18 protein-coding genes are annotated in these 18,584 nt (G+C 36.0%); 4 read left to right on the forward strand and 14 right to left on the reverse strand.

Features of this window, described 5'->3' with window-relative positions; translation table 11 throughout:
• Nucleotides 1-20 precede the first annotated feature (20 nt).
• On the reverse strand, nucleotides 21-641 hold the full coding sequence (locus FN817_RS09715; protein ID WP_167498840.1) for a DUF5715 family protein: 621 nt from the start codon (nucleotides 639-641) through the stop codon (nucleotides 21-23).
• 218 nt (nucleotides 642-859) lie between these two features.
• Between FN817_RS09715 and aqpZ the strand changes: the two genes are divergently transcribed.
• The gene (gene aqpZ, locus FN817_RS09725; protein WP_034696881.1) at nucleotides 860-1,576 is read left to right on the forward strand and encodes an aquaporin Z; all 717 of its coding nucleotides are present in this window, start codon (nucleotides 860-862) and stop codon (nucleotides 1,574-1,576) included.
• Nucleotides 1,577-1,838: 262 nt separating this feature from the next.
• Here the strand turns inward: aqpZ and FN817_RS09730 are convergent, their stop codons facing one another.
• The 11 genes from FN817_RS09730 to aceB all read right to left on the reverse strand — a co-directional run bounded on the left by FN817_RS09730 (nucleotide 1,839) and on the right by aceB (nucleotide 12,648).
• Nucleotides 1,839-2,384: a hypothetical protein gene (locus tag FN817_RS09730; RefSeq protein WP_047420709.1), complete on the reverse strand. Its 546-nt coding sequence runs from the start codon at nucleotides 2,382-2,384 to the stop codon at nucleotides 1,839-1,841.
• A 355-nt stretch (nucleotides 2,385-2,739) separates the two neighbouring features.
• Complete coding sequence (locus tag FN817_RS09735) at nucleotides 2,740-3,732, reverse strand: LuxE/PaaK family acyltransferase (protein ID WP_142717747.1); 993 nt, start codon at nucleotides 3,730-3,732, stop codon at nucleotides 2,740-2,742.
• Nucleotides 3,733-3,925: 193 nt separating this feature from the next.
• Nucleotides 3,926-4,696, reverse strand: a complete 771-nt coding sequence (locus FN817_RS09740) for a UDP-2,3-diacylglucosamine diphosphatase (protein WP_142717748.1) — start codon at nucleotides 4,694-4,696, stop codon at nucleotides 3,926-3,928.
• Between the two features lie 20 nt (nucleotides 4,697-4,716).
• Nucleotides 4,717-5,163 carry a 6-pyruvoyl trahydropterin synthase family protein gene (locus FN817_RS09745; RefSeq protein ID WP_142717749.1) on the reverse strand — a complete coding sequence of 149 codons (447 nt, stop codon included), beginning with the start codon at nucleotides 5,161-5,163 and terminating at the stop codon, nucleotides 4,717-4,719.
• 73 nt (nucleotides 5,164-5,236) lie between these two features.
• A complete protein-coding gene (locus FN817_RS09750) occupies nucleotides 5,237-6,679 on the reverse strand; it encodes a serine hydrolase (RefSeq protein WP_142717750.1) in 1,443 nt (480 codons plus the stop codon).
• Between the two features lie 73 nt (nucleotides 6,680-6,752).
• Nucleotides 6,753-7,139, reverse strand: coding sequence for a hypothetical protein (locus FN817_RS09755; RefSeq protein WP_142717751.1), 387 nt, complete (start codon nucleotides 7,137-7,139; stop codon nucleotides 6,753-6,755).
• Nucleotides 7,140-7,174: 35 nt separating this feature from the next.
• A complete protein-coding gene (locus FN817_RS09760) occupies nucleotides 7,175-8,341 on the reverse strand; it encodes a hypothetical protein (RefSeq protein WP_142717752.1) in 1,167 nt (388 codons plus the stop codon).
• A 79-nt stretch (nucleotides 8,342-8,420) separates the two neighbouring features.
• The gene (locus tag FN817_RS09765; protein WP_142717753.1) at nucleotides 8,421-8,807 is read right to left on the reverse strand and encodes an acyl-CoA thioesterase; all 387 of its coding nucleotides are present in this window, start codon (nucleotides 8,805-8,807) and stop codon (nucleotides 8,421-8,423) included.
• A gap of 130 nt (nucleotides 8,808-8,937) precedes the next feature.
• Nucleotides 8,938-9,510: an OmpH family outer membrane protein gene (locus FN817_RS09770; protein ID WP_142717754.1), complete on the reverse strand. Its 573-nt coding sequence runs from the start codon at nucleotides 9,508-9,510 to the stop codon at nucleotides 8,938-8,940.
• A gap of 168 nt (nucleotides 9,511-9,678) precedes the next feature.
• A complete protein-coding gene (gene aceA / locus FN817_RS09775) occupies nucleotides 9,679-10,959 on the reverse strand; it encodes an isocitrate lyase (RefSeq protein WP_142717755.1) in 1,281 nt (426 codons plus the stop codon).
• 114 nt (nucleotides 10,960-11,073) lie between these two features.
• Nucleotides 11,074-12,648 carry a malate synthase A gene (aceB, locus tag FN817_RS09780; protein WP_142717756.1) on the reverse strand — a complete coding sequence of 525 codons (1,575 nt, stop codon included), beginning with the start codon at nucleotides 12,646-12,648 and terminating at the stop codon, nucleotides 11,074-11,076.
• Nucleotides 12,649-12,774: 126 nt separating this feature from the next.
• Between aceB and FN817_RS09785 the strand changes: the two genes are divergently transcribed.
• The 3 genes from FN817_RS09785 (at nucleotide 12,775) to FN817_RS09795 (ending at nucleotide 16,107) form a co-directional block, all read left to right on the forward strand.
• Nucleotides 12,775-14,253 carry a helix-turn-helix domain-containing protein gene (locus tag FN817_RS09785; protein WP_142717757.1) on the forward strand — a complete coding sequence of 493 codons (1,479 nt, stop codon included), beginning with the start codon at nucleotides 12,775-12,777 and terminating at the stop codon, nucleotides 14,251-14,253.
• A gap of 351 nt (nucleotides 14,254-14,604) precedes the next feature.
• Nucleotides 14,605-15,258, forward strand: a complete 654-nt coding sequence (locus tag FN817_RS09790) for a ComF family protein (protein WP_142717758.1) — start codon at nucleotides 14,605-14,607, stop codon at nucleotides 15,256-15,258.
• 162 nt (nucleotides 15,259-15,420) lie between these two features.
• Entirely contained in the window at nucleotides 15,421-16,107 is a 687-nt protein-coding gene (locus FN817_RS09795; RefSeq protein ID WP_142717759.1) for an alpha/beta fold hydrolase, read from the forward strand.
• Nucleotide 16,108: 1 nt separating this feature from the next.
• Here the strand turns inward: FN817_RS09795 and upp are convergent, their stop codons facing one another.
• Both upp and der read right to left on the reverse strand, forming a co-directional pair.
• Nucleotides 16,109-16,759 (reverse strand): uracil phosphoribosyltransferase, encoded by a 651-nt coding sequence (gene upp / locus FN817_RS09800; RefSeq protein WP_047420720.1) that lies wholly within the window; start codon nucleotides 16,757-16,759, stop codon nucleotides 16,109-16,111.
• 246 nt (nucleotides 16,760-17,005) lie between these two features.
• Nucleotides 17,006-18,316 carry a ribosome biogenesis GTPase Der gene (gene der / locus FN817_RS09805; protein WP_142717760.1) on the reverse strand — a complete coding sequence of 437 codons (1,311 nt, stop codon included), beginning with the start codon at nucleotides 18,314-18,316 and terminating at the stop codon, nucleotides 17,006-17,008.
• Nucleotides 18,317-18,584: the final 268 nt, after the last annotated feature.

Raw genomic sequence — 18,584 nt, forward strand, 5'->3', positions numbered from 1 at the left:
CTATGCAAGTAAGATTTTAATTAATAATTTTTCACTGTAATATGATAACAGCTCTGTTGTCTTTCTTTAATGTAATATATTCTACCGGCATTCTGATAGTGCTTTAAAACTTTCTCCAGTGCTATTTCCATTTTCGGATTGTACTTCAGAACATTGTTGAATCTGATATAAGAAATGTCAAAAGAATTGCCATAATTGTGAGAACTAATCCCTAGTGAGGCGTTAGAATTCACTCTTCTCAGCCTGCACTGGTCTTCAAGAGTACGGGTAATGGATGAAACGGTAAAAGTACCGCCTTTTGTATCTTTACTGAACTTGGAAGCTATTTTCTCAAGGGTAGTTTTGGCCTTAGATACCATATAAGCCCTGCTGTAATCCAGTCTCTGAACCTGATATCCTTTCCCTGATTTTTTTATTTTGTAAAATTTACCTTTGTTAATATACTTCTGTACTGTTTTGGAATCTTTCAGAAGCTGTATTCCAAAACTCTTTGAAGCATCAAGATGGGGTTTGTAAAGCGGTGTAGGTTCAACCTTCAATACAGTAGTAAGATCATAGCAGGGAAAAGTTTTTTTCGCTGCCTGCGAATAATGTAAATTATAAATAAAGGGTACAAAGACCACACAGAAAAACTTTCTCATTCACCATCCTTTTAAATTATAAATGAAAGATAAAACATTTATGTTATATCTTTCAAAACCTACTATAATACTCTATAAATAAATCCCAAACAAACTTTGCACCAAATTACCGATTTTGTAATTTTTGTTCACTCTTTTTTGAATTTTTTTTTCAGTTTTAACTTTTTACTTTAAGATTTAAATTTTACATTTGAGATACATAAATAATAAACAACATGATAAAAAAACTTTTCGCTGAATTTTTCGGCACATTTTGGCTTGTTTTCGGAGGGTGTGGAAGCGCTGTTTTCGCAGCCGGCGTTCCCGACATTGGCATCGGACTTTTAGGAGTTGCTTTAGCCTTTGGTCTTACTGTTCTTACGATGGCTTATGCTGTAGGCCACATTTCAGGAGGACACTTTAATCCGGCAGTTTCTTTTGGACTTTTAGCAGGCGGAAGATTTCCTGCCAAAGATCTTATTCCTTACATCGTGGCCCAGTGTCTGGGAGCCATTGTAGCAGCAGGATGCCTGTATACAATTCTAAACGGTGCGGGAGCGGTAGAATTCTCAAAACCCGGAGATTTTGCCACGAACTTTTACGGAGAGGCCGTTTACAACGGAAAAGCTTTCAGCATGGGAGCCGCGTTCCTGGCTGAGTTTTTATTAACAGCCTTTTTCCTTATCGTGATCATGGGAGCTACAGATAAATGGGCCAACGGTAAATTTGCCGGTCTTGCTATCGGTCTTGCGCTTACTTTGATTCACCTGATTTCTATTCCTATTACGAATACTTCAGTAAACCCTGCAAGATCACTTTCACAGGCTGTCTTCATGGGAGGAATTGCCATGTCTCAGCTTTGGCTGTTCTGGGTAGCCCCTATTTTGGGAGGAGTTGTAGGTGGACTGATCTACAAGTTCTTACTTCAGAGAGATACTGCTGAAATTGCAGATTAATTTTTTTAATAAAATTCAATGATAAAATCCTGTCAGGCGGCAGGATTTTTTTATTTTTTGGTTCTTGATTTTTCGTAAACGCAAAGATTTTATAAGTGAAACTTTTTATTTAAGGGAGCAAAGTGGTTACGACTACGTCGTTGATGAAGTGATAGGTTTTACAACCGCTTAATAAAAATCAATGAAATTGATTCCTTCTTTGCATCCTTAAGACAGATCAATAAGAAATTAAATTTTGCGTTAATAAAGATTTTTTTTAATCTTATTTCAGTTTTTTGATGTCAAAAGGATTTTTGAAGATCAGTTCTTCATGTTTTCCTTTGATTTCCATTTTGCGCTGCAGAAGATTTAGAGCCATTTTTCTGATAAAAAAGTCTTTATCATTCAATTTCCAGTAGGAGTCTTCGTGAAGTTTTTTAGGTGGACGGATGAGATAAAATTCGGTTTCCCAGGTATCTGCATTATGGTAAAATTCAATGATTCCGCAATGTTCGGGGATAAGAGCAGCATCTACCATTCCCATCGGGAGCAAAAAGCTAAAAGAATTACAGATATAATCGCCACAGGAAATTTTATCGTGTTTCAGAAATTTTTCTCCGGTATCTTTATTGAGATATGATTTTTTAAAATCATTTTTAAAATCACTTTTCGAAAACTTGATCTCAATTTCATGACTTCTCCCTTCTGAATCAATAATCAGAATATCTGCTTCCCAATCGGCCTGAAAATAGTTAGTCAGTACGATTTCTTTTTCAAAATCGCAATGGGAATGGATATAGGCGTGTATGAGTTCTTCTATCTTGATCATTGGTTATAATTGTACAATGTAAAAAGTATTAATGATAATGCGCTCTCCTAATAGTCAATATTATAAACGCAATGTTTACAAAGTATTTATTTACTGTCGTTAAATGTTCGCAAAGGCATTTCATTAAGCAGATAGACAGACTTTTTTTGCTGAGTGAAACGCCATAGCGCCTGAAAAAGCTATAAAATAATATAGAAAACTTAGCGAACTCTGCGTTTAAGATGAACGCATTATCTTTAGATTTAAAACAATAAATTGAGTACTCGCCACCCAGCATCACGTATCTCGAAACATATTTGAAATTCACAAGCAAAGCAAATTGACTATTCACAATTACTTTCTGAAGTTCATTTTTCTAGCTTACCAACAGACTGCATCCTCTGATATCCGAATGATCTATTCTTCCCAATACCTGAAATTTATCGCCTACAATTTTTCCTAAATCCTGTGTCGCTATAAAAGAGCAGGAATGAGTATTGGCAAGATCAATGATATTAATAGCTCCGGTTCTTCCTTCTTTTTCATAGGCCAGGGGATCTTCTGCATTCCGAACCATGATTCTCATCCAGTTTGGACATACATATTCGTTATTTCCAAGGGAATACGCTTGTGAAAGCAGCTCCGTCATGGAATATTCTGAGTAGATTTTATCTGTTTTAAGACCATCCTTTAAGATTTTCAACAATTCATCTTTCGTCATTTCTTCTTTTCTGCCTTTCATTCCTCCGGTTTCAATCACTATTAAATTTTCAAGAAAATTCAGAGATTCTTCGCTTCTTTCAGAATGACAGTAATCTAAAAAGTCAAGAAGAGCAAATGAAACTCCGAAAAGAATTACTTTTTTATCCTGAAGCTTATTCAATAACTCAAAAAGATCAGAATGGTTATAAAGGAAGTATCCGTTTTCCGGTTTGGCAGATTTTTTCATCAGATAATCTACCATATAAATCAATGATGAATGCTGTTTTTCCAGATAACTTGGAAGTAAACCCAGAAAAATAAAATCTTCCGGCTTCCCGATAAACTGTTCAAAACTTTTATAAATACTTTCTTCATAAAGTCCCGGATCTGCAATGAAATGTTTTGAGAGATTCATCTGCGTTGTTCCTGAACTCTGAAAAAACAGATCAGTTGTCACATTTTTATCCAGAATCTGATGGTTTTTGAACATTTCTATCGGTAAAAACGGAATCTTCACCAAGCTATCCACCTCATCAGGATTAACATTCAGAAAGTCAACAAATTTCCTGTATATTTCAACATTTTCATATTGATAACGAAATGTTTTCAATGAAGCATTCAGAAAATCCTGTTCAGTATTTATATTGAATATATTTTTTAATTCCATAATCTTCCAGACGCCTTATCACCTCACTATAAAGCAATTATAAAGATAAAATATTGATATTTAATAATTTTTTAATCTACAAAACTTATTTTGGTAAGCTTCTTGCACATACCAGAGTGGAATATGGATTAAAAACAAGAGTGGGTTTCGGCCCGTTCGAAAGTTACCTCTTTTAGAGGTAATTTTTTTTGCTTTATTTTTCAAAAGTCTTCAGTTCAAAATCTTTTTCAAAAACCCCGTAGGTAAAATAGGAAATCCAGTCTCCGAGGTTAATATATTTTGAATCCTGTCCCAGATCAAGCACCATTGGCAGGTGTCTGTGCCCATAAATGAAATAGTCTATCTTTTCAGACTTCAGCTTTTCTTTGGAATAAATGATCAGAAATTCTTTATCTTCTCCCAGAAATGCTTTGTCTTCTTCTCCGGAGATCATTTTATTTTTTTGGGAAAGGTACAATGCAACTTTCATCGCAATATCAGGATGCAGCCATTTGAAGAACCATTGTGCTACCGGATTTGTGAATAATTTTTTCATTCTTTTATATCCTTTGTCGCCAGGCCCCAGCCCGTCTCCATGGGCCAGCAAAAACTGCTTTCCTCCCATTTCAAAATATTGTTTCTGATAAAAAACGGTACAGCCAATCTCCTCTTCCAGATAATCTTTCATCCACAGATCATGGTTTCCGACAAAGAAATAGATATGAATTCCTCTGTCTTTAAGCTCTGCAATTTTTCCGAATACCCGGATATATCCTTTGGGAACTACATGCTTCCACTCATGCCAGAAGTCAAAAAGATCACCCATTAAAAACAAAACCTGAGCATCTTCTTTGATCTCATTCATCCAGCGTATAAATTTTTCTTCACGCACTTTGCTCTCACCTGGAGTGGGAGCTCCAAAATGCTGATCTGAAGCAAAATATACTTTTTTTCCAGGTTCTAAGCTAATTGTTGTCTTTAACACTTTCTGAGTTTTGGGGTAAATTATTGATTATCTTCTGCAAACCATTCTCCATAAGAGTTTTCTGTCTCATGAAGTTTAAGATAGGCTAAAGAAATTCCATCAGGAAGTTTTGATTTTATTTTAGCAGCAATAGCATACAACATGTTTTCACAGGTTGGCTGGAAACTGCAATAGATTACTTTATGCCCTTTCTGTTCCAGATCATCCCCCAATTCTTTGTGTGGAGACAGAGCATTTACAAGAACCGCATGGTCCCATACATCTACAATTTCGGAATTTACGATACTTTTAATATCTCCGAAATCTACCACCATTCCATTTTTAGGATTTTCAATATCATTGATCGGTTTTCCTTTCACTGTTACAAACAGCTTATAGGAATGTCCATGCATATTTTTACACTTCCCATCGTAGTTGTAAAGCACGTGAGCTGTTTCAAATGTAAAAATTTTTGTAATACGTATCATACTGCAAAGATATGATAAAACCACTTAACACAGAAAAGACTGTTTCTATTACAGTGATATTAATATAACTTTTTTAGTCGATCTTAAAGGTTAAATTATTATCCGGAGTTCCATCAACATTCATTGCATTGTAAGGTACAGAAAGCCATCCGTTTTTATTCATTACAAATTTGAACTGATAAGTTTTCCCTTTTTCAAACTGAGATTTTGGCAAAACCAGCTCAAAAGTATTGTTCTTTTTCAGATTCATATAATAGGTTTTATCATCAGGGTTCCAATCATTAAATGAACCGGTAACTGAAACATTCTTAATAAATTCTACACTTTGTTTTTCAGGAAATTGATAAGAGAAAATAATATTATCTTTTTCTGTACGATATCCATAGATTTCTTTTTTAAGATCAGGATGAACAAGAGCTTCAGACTTTGTATGTTCTTCTGCCAATGTGTAAGGGTTCAGCAAATGTTTATCCATAATCCCGGCAATCTGATTGATCATCTGATACATCACCGGAAATTCTTTATATCCGTTGTACATCAATACAACAGCCATATTTTTGTCCGGGAAAACCCTATAGGCGCTCACATTTCCACCGGAAAAGTGATAGGACTTTATATTATTAAAGGTTCCCATGTCCCAACCATGAGTAAAGATGATATTTTTATCTTTATATTCAAAAGGTTTCCACATCATCTCTTGTGTGGCAGGTTTTAGAAAATCATTCTTGCTCAAATGAATACTCCATTGTAAAAACGCAGGTAAGGTAATGGCCAAACCATTGGCTGAATGTGCTCTTCTCCCCTCTACAAATGTAGATTTATCATATTGATGAGTGTTCTTGTTGTAAATATACTTTACGATTCTGTTAGGGATTTTTTCAATAGAATTAGATGAAAACACAACTTGATTTCTGGAATCTGAAAACTGATTGTTCACGATATAGTCTTCAAATTTTTCTCCGGTTACTCTTTCAATGATCATCATGACCAGCATGTAGTTGGTCTGATTGTATCTGTAATAGCTTCCTGTTTCAAAGTCCATTTTTTCTTTTGACAACCGGTGAATCACTTCCGCATTGGAAGCATCCGCCGGAATATCACTGAAACGGATCCAGTCTGGTAATCCTGAAGAATGGGATACAAGGTTTTTCACCTGAACATTTTGCCATTCTGCCGGTACATTGTCGATATATTTTGAGATTTTATCTTCTAAAGATACTTTTCCCTGCTCTATGAGCTGAAAGAGTCCAACATTTGACATTAGTTTTGTAGTAGAATAGATCCTGAACATGGATTTGGTATCTACTTTTTTAGGAGTCTCCAAGGTTGCCATTCCATAGTATTTCTGGAAGGTTATTGTATTATTGGTAACGATTCCTACGGCCATTCCCGGTATTTCATTGATTTGAATGACCTTTTTTATATAGCGGTCTATTTCTTTTGACTGGTCTGCGGTCTGACTATGACCGGAAAAGAAAAAATTCAAAAAGAGTATTGTTAAAATAGATGTTTTCATGGTAATGTTTGTTTCTTATTTCTCTATTAAAACAATTATTCCTCTTATTCTATTACATTGAAGAAAAAGTTCTTTATTCTCCGGGAATTAACTTACCTGTTTCAAAACCTAATTCATTTAAATAATGAAGTCCGTTTTGTATTTCTATTGAATGAGTCCCCAACCACCCTTTTTTTAATCCCAATACAATAAGCTGTTTGATGTATTTAGGTTCATTAAGATTAACCTCATCTTCCAAGCCTGTCATTTTATTTATCAGCTTAATCCCCGATTTTAAAGGCTGTCCCATCATATAATCATCAGCTGTCAGGAATTTGATAATCAAAGGAGTTTTTTTCTGCCCACTTAAAAATATTTTTACAGTCAGAGTATTGGTTTCTGTTTCAGAATGAAATTGATCTGTTACAGAATACAGATACTCAATATTATTAATAATGACTTTCCTCAACTTATTTTTCATTGCCTCATTTTATCCAACTTATTTCTAACTGAACTTTATTTTATTCTTTTTTCAAATCTATGAATGACTTTGTACTCTTTATCTCTAATGACAATATCATAATTTCCTTTATCAAGGATTAAAAAACGGCTGTCTTTGCAGGTATTAAGTTCGATGATATCAGCAGGAATTCCATTTTGTTCAAATTCACCCTTTCGGTACGCAAAAATCATAACCGGATAGGTTGAAAGTTGAGCAGCTGAAATTCTATAAAGCTTTCGGTTTTCCTTCAGCATCCAATCTGGTCTGCCTTTGATATATCTTGTGACGGGATGAATGATTTTAATATCTGTATACAATTCCTTGTCCTCACCATTATAGATCATTTCGTTTTCATCTTTCAAAACAACAGGAACGGTATTATTTACCAACCGCAAAATCGGTTCATTATACTTCAGCGAGCTTTTTTCTGAAAACTGAGTTTGGTCAATGGTCAACGGGTTGATCCCTGCCAAGTCTGATAGTCGGCCAGCCATCGTTTTTTCCCAGGATTTATGAATCCCTTCGTAAGCATGCTGATACCCGCAATAAATCAGATATTTACCCTCTTTATTTTGCTGCATAAAATCGAAAATATTTTTTGCCTCTCCAATTTCCCTTTCTTTATTATTGCCTTCAGCTTCGTAAGGAAAAAGCTTGAATCCAATTTTCAGGGCATTATAAATAAAGTTTCCGAATTCCGGTTCCTTGGAATAATATCCGCTGTTGAGGGTAGCAAATTTCACAGTATTTAGAGAATCTCCTTCCAGTGTTTCGATTCCTAAATATCTGAAACCTCTATCATATAAACCCTGAAGTAAAGAAGAAGCAAAAGTTCTGTGACTGGCATTGTGATGAGCCTCATTGATGATGATTATTTTCTCATCGGCTGCTTTTTTCAGAATATATTCTTTTGCATTGACCGGGATTAATTTTGTGAATTTCAAACTATCAGCAGCATTTAGTTTTTTTATTCTTCCGAAAGTCTGGTCCCAACTTTCCAGCGCAGATTTATACTGTCCGCTAATGGAGTAATATGTTGCCCCCATCTGACTTTTCCAGGATTGGCTTTGGGCAGGATCTTCCACCTTCTTTTTAATATCATCGGAAAAAAGGTAAGGATTTTCCTGGCTATGGGCTGCTATGCTCAACAATAGTAAAGCCAGTGAATAAAAGAATTTCATGTTATGTAGTTTTTTTATTGAATGTTGTAGCTAAAAATAAAATTTTTATTTCCTATTCTGATTTTAATCATTTTTCCATCTAGAAAAATTTCTCGAGCCAGTCACTTCCCAGACGTTTGATCTTCTTGGTTTCCGGATCAAACAAAATCCATAGTGTGCTTGAATCTACCACAAGTTCATCATTACAGTAAAATTCAACTTTTCTTGGCTGCCTGGCACCTTCAGGAGCCATTGGGTAGGTTCTTACTGTAATCGTATCATTCAGATAAACCTGTTTTTTATATTGGATATGATGATCCAGAAGCATCCAGGCATCATTTACATATTCAGTCTGATGTTTTAGAAGATCCCAGTGTTCTGCTGCCACTTCTTCCACCCAATGCACGTATTGTACATTATTTACATGATTATTCTGATCAATATGTTCCTCTGTTACTACTATCTGTTTTTCGTACATTAAATTCATTCTCCTGAAAGTTTACTCAAATTTATCATTTTAAAACAGAATTGTCTTCATACTATTCCCCATTTTTGCCCATAAAAAAAACGGAATCAATGAATCTGATTCCGTTCTAATATTCAGTATATTGAAATTATTATTTAGATTTCCCAACAGCCTTAGTAGTGGTAGCGGTAGCACCTAATTTACTTTTAACAGCAGTCGTAATATCTTCACTACCGTCTGTATACAGCAGATTATTGGATTCCTGTGCTGCTGTATCAAATACATAGCTCAGATTTTTTTCTTTAGCTACAGCAAAAATAGCTTCTCTTACTTTCTTTTGCAGCGGAGTAAGCATTTCATTTTGCTTGGCAGAAATATCTTTAGCTGCCTGTGCTCTTGCTTCTTCAATCTTTTTACCAAGGCTCTGCAGCTCAGTTTGTATAGCGATCAGTTCTTTGGTAACAGCTTCTTTGTTAGCTTCAGTAAGAGTTTTCTCTTTATCCTGTCCTGCTTTCAGCTTAGTCTGATAATCATTGATCAGCTTTTCAATTTCAGTCTGTTTTGTTTTAGTCAGATTATCAATCGTAGTTCCTATAGTTTTTACTTCAGATAAGCTTGCAAAAATTTCTTCTGTGTTTACACTTCCTATTTTCTGTTGAGCATTTGCAACACCTGCAGTAAGCGTTAATCCTAATGTAATAAAAAGTACTTTAATTAAATTCATTTTTTTAATAATATTTTCGTCCCCAAATATAATTCAAATTTCAATTACTTATCATATGACCTTTATTATTTGAAAATCTGAAAGAAATAAAAACAGACTCAAAGCTTTAAATAATGAAAAACCTCCCCAAAAAGGAAGGTTTAACATCAAAAAATATGGAAAAAATGACTAATGGAATTGTGCTGTTTCCGTAGAATCTTTCATCGCTACGGTAGCTGAAGAACCGTTGGTAACAACATTCTGTACTTCATCAAAATACCCTGTTCCTACAAAAGACTGATGCTTCACGGCCCTGAATCCTTTCTGCTGCAAGGCAAATTCACGTTCCTGCAGTTCTGAGTATCCAGCCATTCCTCTTTCTTTATAGGCTAATGCCAATTCAAACATTGCCGTATTTAAAGCATGGAATCCTGCCAATGTAATAAACTGGAACTTATACCCCATTTTCGCCAGCTCTTCACGGAAAGTAGACATTTCCTCTACACTAAGCCTTGCTGCCCAGTTGAATGAAGGTGAACAGTTATAAGCAAGCATTTTTCCAGGGAATTTAGCATGAATCCCTTCTGCAAATCTCCTTGCCTGTTCCAGATCCGGGTTGGAGGTTTCCATCCAGATCAGATCCGCGTATGGAGCATAAGACAGACCTCTGTCGATTCCCTGCTCTACTCCGTTTCTTACCACATAAAATCCTTCAGAAGTTCTTTCCCCTGTTACGAATTTTTTATCCCTGTCGTCAATGTCTGAAGTTAATAAATCGGCAGCATCCGCATCTGTTCTTGCAATAATAAGACTGGGAACTCCCAGTACATCGGCTGCCAGACGTGCAGCAATCAGTTTATTGACTGCTTCCTGTGTTGGCACCAATACTTTCCCACCCAGGTGTCCGCATTTTTTGGCAGAAGAAAGCTGATCTTCAAAGTGTACGGCAGCAGCTCCCGCTTCTATCATCTGCTTCATCAGTTCAAAAGCATTCAGATTACCTCCAAAACCTGCTTCTGCATCTGCAATGATAGGTACCAGATATTCTTTATCTCCCGTTCCGCTTACAGATTGTACCTGGTCTGCTCTGAGTAACGCATTATTAATTTTCTTTACCACAGAAGGAACTGAATTGGCTGGATACAGCGATTGATCGGGGTACATTTCTCCTGATAAATTGGCATCTGCCGCCACCTGCCATCCTGAAAGATAAATAGCTTCCAGTCCGGCATCTACTTCCTGCACGGCCTGATTGCCTGTAAGCGCTCCAAGTCCTGCCACATAATTCTGAGTATTTAGTTTATTCCAGAATTTTTTGGACATTTCTGTAGCAATGGTATATTCTATGGTATAAGAACCGCGAAGTTTCAAAACTTCTTCCGCCGTATAAGGCCTTTTTACACCATTCCAACGTGGGTTTGTCAGCCAGTCTTGTTCTATAGCCTGGATTTGTTCTTGTCTTGTTTTCATAATATTTGGATTTTTGTTTGTTTAGGGTTGGGGGTTCGAGATGCGAAATTCGGGGTACGAGGTTCGGGATATGATTCCCAAACTTTCAAACACTCCTACTCTCTTTCTCTCAACCTAAATAAAAGGATATGCTTTAAGCGTTAGAAATTCTTCAAAATTTTCAGAGAAAATCAGCTCATTGAAAAGTTCTTTCGCAAGATTGAATTTTCCATTTTTGAAACGGGTTTCTCCTATATAGTTTTCAATATTGTCCATTTCTTCGCTTTCCCACTGTAAAATCATATGGCGGGTAAGCGTTCTGTCATCACTTAACACGGCTTCGTTTTTCAGCCATTGCCAGATCTGTGTTCTTGAGATCTCTGCTGTAGCAGCATCTTCCATCAGATTATAAATAGCGGCAGCACCAGTTCCCATCAGCCAGCTTTCAAGGTAGAGAATTCCTACGTTAATATTTTTTCTGACTCCTTTTTCGGTAATATCACCTTTAGGAATTTCCAGCAGATTACTTTCTGTTATATGATATTCAAATTTTTTATCGATTTGATTTTTGGAAGGCATATACTGGTCAAAAATTTCTTTTGCCACGGAAACTAATGCAGGATGTGCTACCCAAGTTCCATCGTGACCGTTTTTCACTTCTCTTTCCTTATCATTTCTTACTTTTTCAAAAGCAAGATCATTAGCTTCATCATTGTCCTTTACGGGAATTTGAGCTGCCATTCCGCCGATAGCATGTACATTTCTTCTATGGCATATTTCGATGACTCTTTTTGAATAAGCACTCATAAAAGGAGAAGTCATGGTTACCTGATCTCTGTCTGGTACAATAAACTCCGGAAGGTTTCTGAATTTTTTGATATAGGAAAAAATATAATCCCATCTGCCACAGTTCAGCCCTGCACTGTGTTCTTTTAATTCAAATAAAATTTCGTCAATCTGAAATGAAGCAGTAATGGTTTCTATCAAAACTGTGGCTTTAATTGTCCCCTGCTGAACTCCCAGATAATTTTGAGCAAATATAAAAACCTCATTCCACCAGCGGGCTTCTTTATAATGTTCCAGTTTCGGAAGGTAGAAGTAAGGGCCGCTTCCCTTTTCTAAAAGCGACTTTGCATTTCTGAAAAAATATATTCCAAAATCAATCAGCGATCCGGAAGCTTTTTCACCATTGATTTCAATATGCTTCTCAGGAAGATGAAGCCCACGAGGACGAACCAGTAAAACTGCAGTTTTTTCGTTAAGCGCATAAGCCTTTCCTGCTTCGTTTACAAAATCAATAGTACGATTAATAGCATCAGAAAGATTAATCTGCCCCTGAATACAGTTTTCCCATACCGGCGAGCTGCTGTCTTCAAAATCTGCCATAAAGGTAGAAGCCCCGGAATTCAAAGCATTGATAATCATCTTGCGGTCTACAGGTCCAGTAATCTCTACTCTTCTGTCCAGCAAATCTTCAGGCAAAGAGGCACATACCCAATTTCCATTTCGGATGTCTTCCGTTTCTTTTAAAAATTCAGGAAGATTTCCCTGATCAAAATTCTGCTGCGTATTTTTCCTTTCTTTTAAAAGTTCAAGTCTTTTATGATTAAAATTCTGATGAAGTGCAATCAGAAAATCTGCCAAATCCGGAGTAAAAACTTCTTCAAACTGCTTCTGTGCTTTTATTTCTAATTGAGTCTTGGTTTCCATAACATATTGATTTTGTGATTTGATAGTACAAACATAAATAAAAAATTTCACAAACAGCGAACGTTCGCTAAATTTATTTAAAAATTATTATGCGAATAATCGCATCTAATTATTTATATTTGAGTAATGAATTCAGAAAGTGACTTTATCAAAACAGTTTTCGGGCTAAAACTGAAACAGCAGAGACAAAAGAAAAACTGGTCCCTGCAGGATCTTGCTCTAAAGACAGGATTATCAAAATCTTACCTTAACGAAATTGAAAACGGAAAAAAATATCCAAAACACGATAAAATCATTCAGCTTTCTGAAGCACTGAGCTGTACGTTTGATGATCTGGTTTCTACCAAACTTGATAAAAGCCTGGCTCCTTTCAATGAAATTCTGCAATCAGATTTTTTCAAAGAAGTACCATTGGAGCTGTTTGGGATCAACAAAAACAATCTTATCAGCATTATCAGCGATGCTCCCAAAAAGGTGACAGCTTTCATCAATGCCCTGATCGAAATTTCCCAGAATTATAATCTTGGTAAGGAAAGATTTTATTTTGCTGTATTAAGATCATTTCAGGAACTTTATGACAATTATTTTCCGGAGATTGAAGAAAAAGTAATTCTGTTTACTCAGGAAAATCAGATAAAACCCGGAAAAAATTTAAAATCTGAGGTTCTGGAAAAAATTCTTACAGAAAAGTTCAGCTACACGATTCAATCTGAAGATTTTGAAAAATATGAAACTTTGGACAACCTCCGTTCACTTTTTATTCCGGAGAAAAAACTATTGCTGCTGAACCAAAAACTGGAAAAGGATCAGAAAACATTTATCCTCGCCAAAGAAATCGGATTCAATGTTCTGGAACTAAAAATACGTCCGAATACGTATTCATGGCTTGACTTTGGAAGTTTTGAGGAAATTCTGAATAATTTTTATGCGTCTTATTTTGCAGGTGCTTTATTAATTTCAAAAGGGCCGGTCATTGAGAAGACATCGGAATTTTTCCAGCACAATACTTGGGAATCTAAAAATTTTGAGAATCTTATCAACAGTTTTACCCGTTCTCCTGAAACGTTCTACTACCGGCTGACCAATATTCTTTCGGCAGAAATGGGAATTAAAGATTTGTTTTATCTGTGTCTGGTAAAAAAGAAAAATTCAGACAAGATTCAGATTTTAAAAGAACTCCACCTGAACCATCAGCAGGCTCCTCATGCCAATGCAACCAATGAGCATTACTGCAGACGATGGATTGCGGTGAAAAACCTCGATCATTTAAAAGAAAATGAAACCCTGACCGATGCTCAGATCTCCCATTATAAAGACCAGGGAATAAGTTATCTGGTCATTTCCACTTCACAAAAAAATCCTTTTTCGGATGGAAGCAACAGAAGCTATTGTTTGGGGATTTTATTGAATACTCAAACGATCAAAAAAATAAGCTTTATCAAATCACCTTCTTTAAAAACGATCAACGTTGGAGTGACCTGCGAATCATGCAGTATTGCAGATTGTGAAGTGAGGCAGGCTCCTCCGGTAAGACTGGAAAAGGAACATTTTAATCTGAGTATGAAAAATTCTGTGGAGAAGATAAGGAGGAGGTTTGAGAATTAAAAGGTGAATGGTGAATTGTCAATTCGCTTCGCTTGTGAATTTCAAATATGTTTCGAGATACGTGATGCGGGGTGGCGAGTACTCAATTTATTGTTTTAAATCTAAGGATAATGCGTTCATCTTAAACGCAGAGTTCGCTGAGTTTTCTATATTATTTTATAGCTTTTTCGGGCACTATGGCATTTCACTCAGCAAAGAAAAGTCTGTCCATCTGCTTAATGAAATGCCTTTGAGAACAAATAAACAATGTAGATTAATAACCATTGCGAACATTAGCGTTAATAATCATCAACTATTAACTTTGCTGAACAAAAGATAACGATTATTTCCCATCTTAGTAAAAACACACTCATGATATTAGATTTATTGTTTCCGAACCGTTGTATCCACTGCAATAGAATTATTGATTCTGAACTTTTGGTTTGTGATCTCTGTTTCAGCCAGATTTATTTTACCCATTATTCCTATTTTGAAAATAATCCGGTTAAGGAAAGATGCAGTTTGTCTTTTCCTATTGAAAACACCTTTGCTTTACTGCAATTTGAAGAGAAGAGCCTAAGCCGTCAGATTATCCATGACCTGAAATACAAAGGCCGGGAAAAAGCAGGAAAGATCCTTGCATACTGGACAACAGAACGTCTGGACTTCAAAAATGAAAAACCTGATCTTTTGGTAAGTGTACCTCTTCATCCAAAGAAGCTCAAGGAGCGCGGATATAACCAGCTTCATTTATTCACAGAAACTTTATCGGCATTTTACGACATCCCTTTTGACCATCAATTAATCAAAAGAAATCATTATTCAAAAGCCCAGGCTTTAAAGGATAAGAAACACAGATTGGAAGCTGCCAATACATTTTCTGTCACACAACCGGTTTCAGGAAAGCACATCCTTCTGATTGATGATGTGTTTACCACAGGGAATACCATTTCATCGGTTGCATGGGAGATTTTAAATGCCAGAAATAATAAAGTAAGTGTACTGGTAATGGCGATGGATGTTTGAAAGGGGTTGCGAGGTACGAGATTCGAGGTTTCGGGATTTTCAGCACAGAATCATTTTTAAAAATATTCCCTAACTCCAGAACTCTCAAACCCTCGCACACACTTACCGAATCTATTTTCATCATTCAATTCTTTTTCCTAATTTTCCGGAAACTAAACCACCATGCCACATCTGCTTTTATTACACGGAGCTTTAGGTCACAGCGATATTTTCACGCCTTATCTGAAAACTTTATCTCAGTATTTTACGGTACACACTCCTTTATTTTCGGGACATGGGGATAAGGAACTTCCTGCTGAAGGGATTAGTATTGAAAAGTACACTCAGGAGTTATCAGAATATTGCGAAGTAAATAATTTAACAGATGTATCTATTTTCGGGCACAGTATGGGAGGTTATGCTGCGCTTTGCTACGCAATGAAAAGTCCTGAGAATGTACATTCTATTATCACGCTGGGAACAAAGTTTGACTGGAGTGAAGAGCAGGCTTTAAAGGAAAGTAAAATGCTTAATCCTGATGTCATTCTTGAGAAAATTCCGCAGTATGCTCAACTTTTAGAATCACAGCACGGACCAAAATGGAAGCAGCTTCTTCCTGCTATCGCAGATTTGATGATTGATCTAGGTAAAAATCCTCCGTTGGAAAATAATTTTGCGACGATTAATATTCCCATTCAAATCATGGTGGGAGATAAAGATAATATGGTAACTATTGAAGAAAGCTCCAGAGTTTACAGAAGCCTTCCGAATGCAAAATTGGCCGTACTTCCGGATACAAAACATCCACTGGATAAAGTACGGCCAAGTCTATTATTGAATTTAATAAAAGATTTCTGGAATCTTTCTTAAATTATCTTTGAAGTTTTTCTCCGTAGCTAAGATCTCCGGCATCTCCTAAACCAGGAGTGATATACCCTTTTGATGTTAATTCTTCATCGATGGCTCCTACCCAGATATGAGCTTCAGGATAGGCATTCTGAATGGTTTCTACGCCCTGTCTTGAAGCAATTGCCGCTACAATATGAAGCTGGGTTGGATTTCCATTGGTTAATAAATCTTTGATTGCTTCAATTAAAGAAGCTCCTGTTGCCAGCATCGGGTCTGCTACAATCAAAGGTCTGCCTTCAATGCTTGGGCAAGTCAGATAATCCTGTTTGATGGAGAAATAATCGTTGGCATCGTGTTTTCTGTAGGCTGCCACAAAACCACAGTCAGCTCTGTCAAGATAGTTCAGAATTCCTTCAAACAATGGAACTCCTGCTCTTAAAATAGTTGTAATAACCGGCTGTACAGCAATTTCCCTGCTTTTAATTGTATCTAAAGGAGTTTGAATTTCAACTTCTCTGTACTCAAGACCTTTACTGATTTCAAAAGCGGCAATCTCTCCGATTCTTTCCATATTTCTTCTGAATCTCATTCGGTCATGCTGGATATTAACGTTCCTAAGTTCGTTAATCCATTCATTGACAAGAGAAAAGTGTTGCGATAAAATAGTAAGCATGAAAATTTTATTTTTAATTTCAGTTAATTGATATTAATTCCTGCAAAATTACAACTAAAAAACGAATTGAAAGATTGGCCCTGGGGAGAAATAAAGCATATGAATAGAAATAAACCTATGCTACATACTATAATTATTCAATGATAAAAAGTCTAATTTCAGAGATAATTACGTAGAACTTTTTGATTTTAAACTAAAAAATCCGGCAAGTAAACTTACCGGATTTTCTATGAACAATTGTTCTTATTATTTTTGTCTGAAATATACTTCAATCGGGACTCCGGTAAACCCGAATTCTTTTCTCAGCTGGTTTTCAGTAAATCTTTTATAGGGTTCCTTCACATACTGTGGAAGGTTACAGAAGAATACAAACTGTGGTGACGGCGTTGGAAGCTGCACACAATATTTGATCTTGATATATTTTCCTTTCAATGCCGGTGGCGGAGTATTTTCGAAGATCGGAAGCATTACTTCATTTAGTTTTGAAGTTTTAATTTTCTTCTTACGGTCTTCATAAACCTGCATTGCCAGTTCTACAGCTTTTAGGATTCTCTGCTTCGTTAAAGCTGAAACAAATAAAATTGGAATATCCTGGAACTGACCGATTTTGTCTTTGATTGATTTTTCGAAATCACGCATTGTATTGGTCTGCTTGTCTTCAATTAAATCCCATTTATTAACAAGGATTACAATTCCTTTTCTGTTTTTCTGAGCCAGTCCGAAGATGTTCATATCCTGAGATTCCCATCCTTGTGTAGCATCTACCATAATGATAACTACGTCAGAATACTCAATAGAACGGATAGATCTCATTACAGAATAGAATTCAAGGTCTTCGTTTACCTTGGACTTTCTTCTCATCCCCGCTGTATCTACCAATACAAACTCATGCCCAAATTTGTTATACAAAGTCTGGATACTGTCTCTGGTAGTTCCTGCAATATCCGTTACGATATTTCTTTCAACATCCAATAAAGCGTTTGTCATTGTAGATTTCCCTACGTTTGGACGGCCTGCAATAGTAATTTTAGGTAATCCTTCGAAAGGATCTTTATATTCTGTTGTTGGAAAGTCTTTAACGATATCATCCAGGATTTCTCCTGTTCCTGAACCGGTAGCAGAAGAAAGAGTGTAATATTTATCAATTCCTAACTGGTAGAATTCTGTTGCCGGAAGTTCTTCTTTTGCAGAATCTACTTTATTGATAACAATATAAATCGGTTTATTGGATCTTCTTAGTAAACTGTAAATTTCGTAGTCTGTATCAGTAAGTCCTTCTTCTACATTCATCATAAAGATAATGGAAGTAGCCTCTTCTACAGCTAATTGTACCTGCTTACGGATTTCTTCTTCAAAGATATCATCTGTCCCTACATCATAACCTCCGGTATCAATTACAGTAAAGTCTACCCCGTTCCAGTCTGATTTTCCGTAATGACGGTCCCTGGTAACACCGGCTGTAGAATCTACAATAGCTTCTCTTCTTTCTAATAAACGATTAAAAAGCGTGGATTTTCCTACGTTGGGACGTCCAACGATTGCGACAATATTTGACATAAAAAATGTTTAATAATCCTTTGCTTATGCTCAGGATATGTTATTAATGGGTTACTCCAACTTTTGGAGCCCAATTTTTTGCAAAGATAAGATTTTATTATTTAACGAGGCTTTTAAGGATGGAAGCTGAAAGAAGGAGGCTGGAAGTTATTATTCATCGGATAAATTAGCATAAACCTGACTCCTCAAATTGAGCAGACAATATTCACCAACCTGCTGCTTATGGGTAGGAGCAGATTTTTTAAAATTTTTATTAAAAATAATTATT

The sequence above is a fragment of the Chryseobacterium rhizoplanae genome, assembly GCF_900182655.1.
Lineage (GTDB): Bacteria > Bacteroidota > Bacteroidia > Flavobacteriales > Weeksellaceae > Chryseobacterium > Chryseobacterium rhizoplanae.

Bases quoted from the DNA above. Each gene is read 5' to 3' on its own strand.
- FN817_RS09715 (WP_167498840.1), bottom strand. From the start codon at position 641: ATGAGAAAGTTTTTCTGTGTGGTCTTTGTACCCTTTATTTATAATTTA.
- FN817_RS09730 (WP_047420709.1), bottom strand. From the start codon at position 2,384: ATGATCAAGATAGAAGAACTCATACACGCCTATATCCATTCCCATTGC.
- FN817_RS09735 (WP_142717747.1), bottom strand. From the start codon at position 3,732: ATGGAATTAAAAAATATATTCAATATAAATACTGAACAGGATTTTCTG.
- FN817_RS09745 (WP_142717749.1), bottom strand. From the start codon at position 5,163: ATGATACGTATTACAAAAATTTTTACATTTGAAACAGCTCACGTGCTT.
- FN817_RS09750 (WP_142717750.1), bottom strand. From the start codon at position 6,679: ATGAAAACATCTATTTTAACAATACTCTTTTTGAATTTTTTCTTTTCC.
- FN817_RS09755 (WP_142717751.1), bottom strand. From the start codon at position 7,139: ATGAAAAATAAGTTGAGGAAAGTCATTATTAATAATATTGAGTATCTG.
- FN817_RS09760 (WP_142717752.1), bottom strand. From the start codon at position 8,341: ATGAAATTCTTTTATTCACTGGCTTTACTATTGTTGAGCATAGCAGCC.
- FN817_RS09765 (WP_142717753.1), bottom strand. From the start codon at position 8,807: ATGAATTTAATGTACGAAAAACAGATAGTAGTAACAGAGGAACATATT.
- FN817_RS09770 (WP_142717754.1), bottom strand. From the start codon at position 9,510: ATGAATTTAATTAAAGTACTTTTTATTACATTAGGATTAACGCTTACT.
- aceA (WP_142717755.1), bottom strand. From the start codon at position 10,959: ATGAAAACAAGACAAGAACAAATCCAGGCTATAGAACAAGACTGGCTG.
- aceB (WP_142717756.1), bottom strand. From the start codon at position 12,648: ATGGAAACCAAGACTCAATTAGAAATAAAAGCACAGAAGCAGTTTGAA.
- FN817_RS09785 (WP_142717757.1), top strand. From the start codon at position 12,775: ATGAATTCAGAAAGTGACTTTATCAAAACAGTTTTCGGGCTAAAACTG.
- FN817_RS09790 (WP_142717758.1), top strand. From the start codon at position 14,605: ATGATATTAGATTTATTGTTTCCGAACCGTTGTATCCACTGCAATAGA.
- FN817_RS09795 (WP_142717759.1), top strand. From the start codon at position 15,421: ATGCCACATCTGCTTTTATTACACGGAGCTTTAGGTCACAGCGATATT.
- upp (WP_047420720.1), bottom strand. From the start codon at position 16,759: ATGCTTACTATTTTATCGCAACACTTTTCTCTTGTCAATGAATGGATT.
- der (WP_142717760.1), bottom strand. From the start codon at position 18,316: ATGTCAAATATTGTCGCAATCGTTGGACGTCCCAACGTAGGAAAATCC.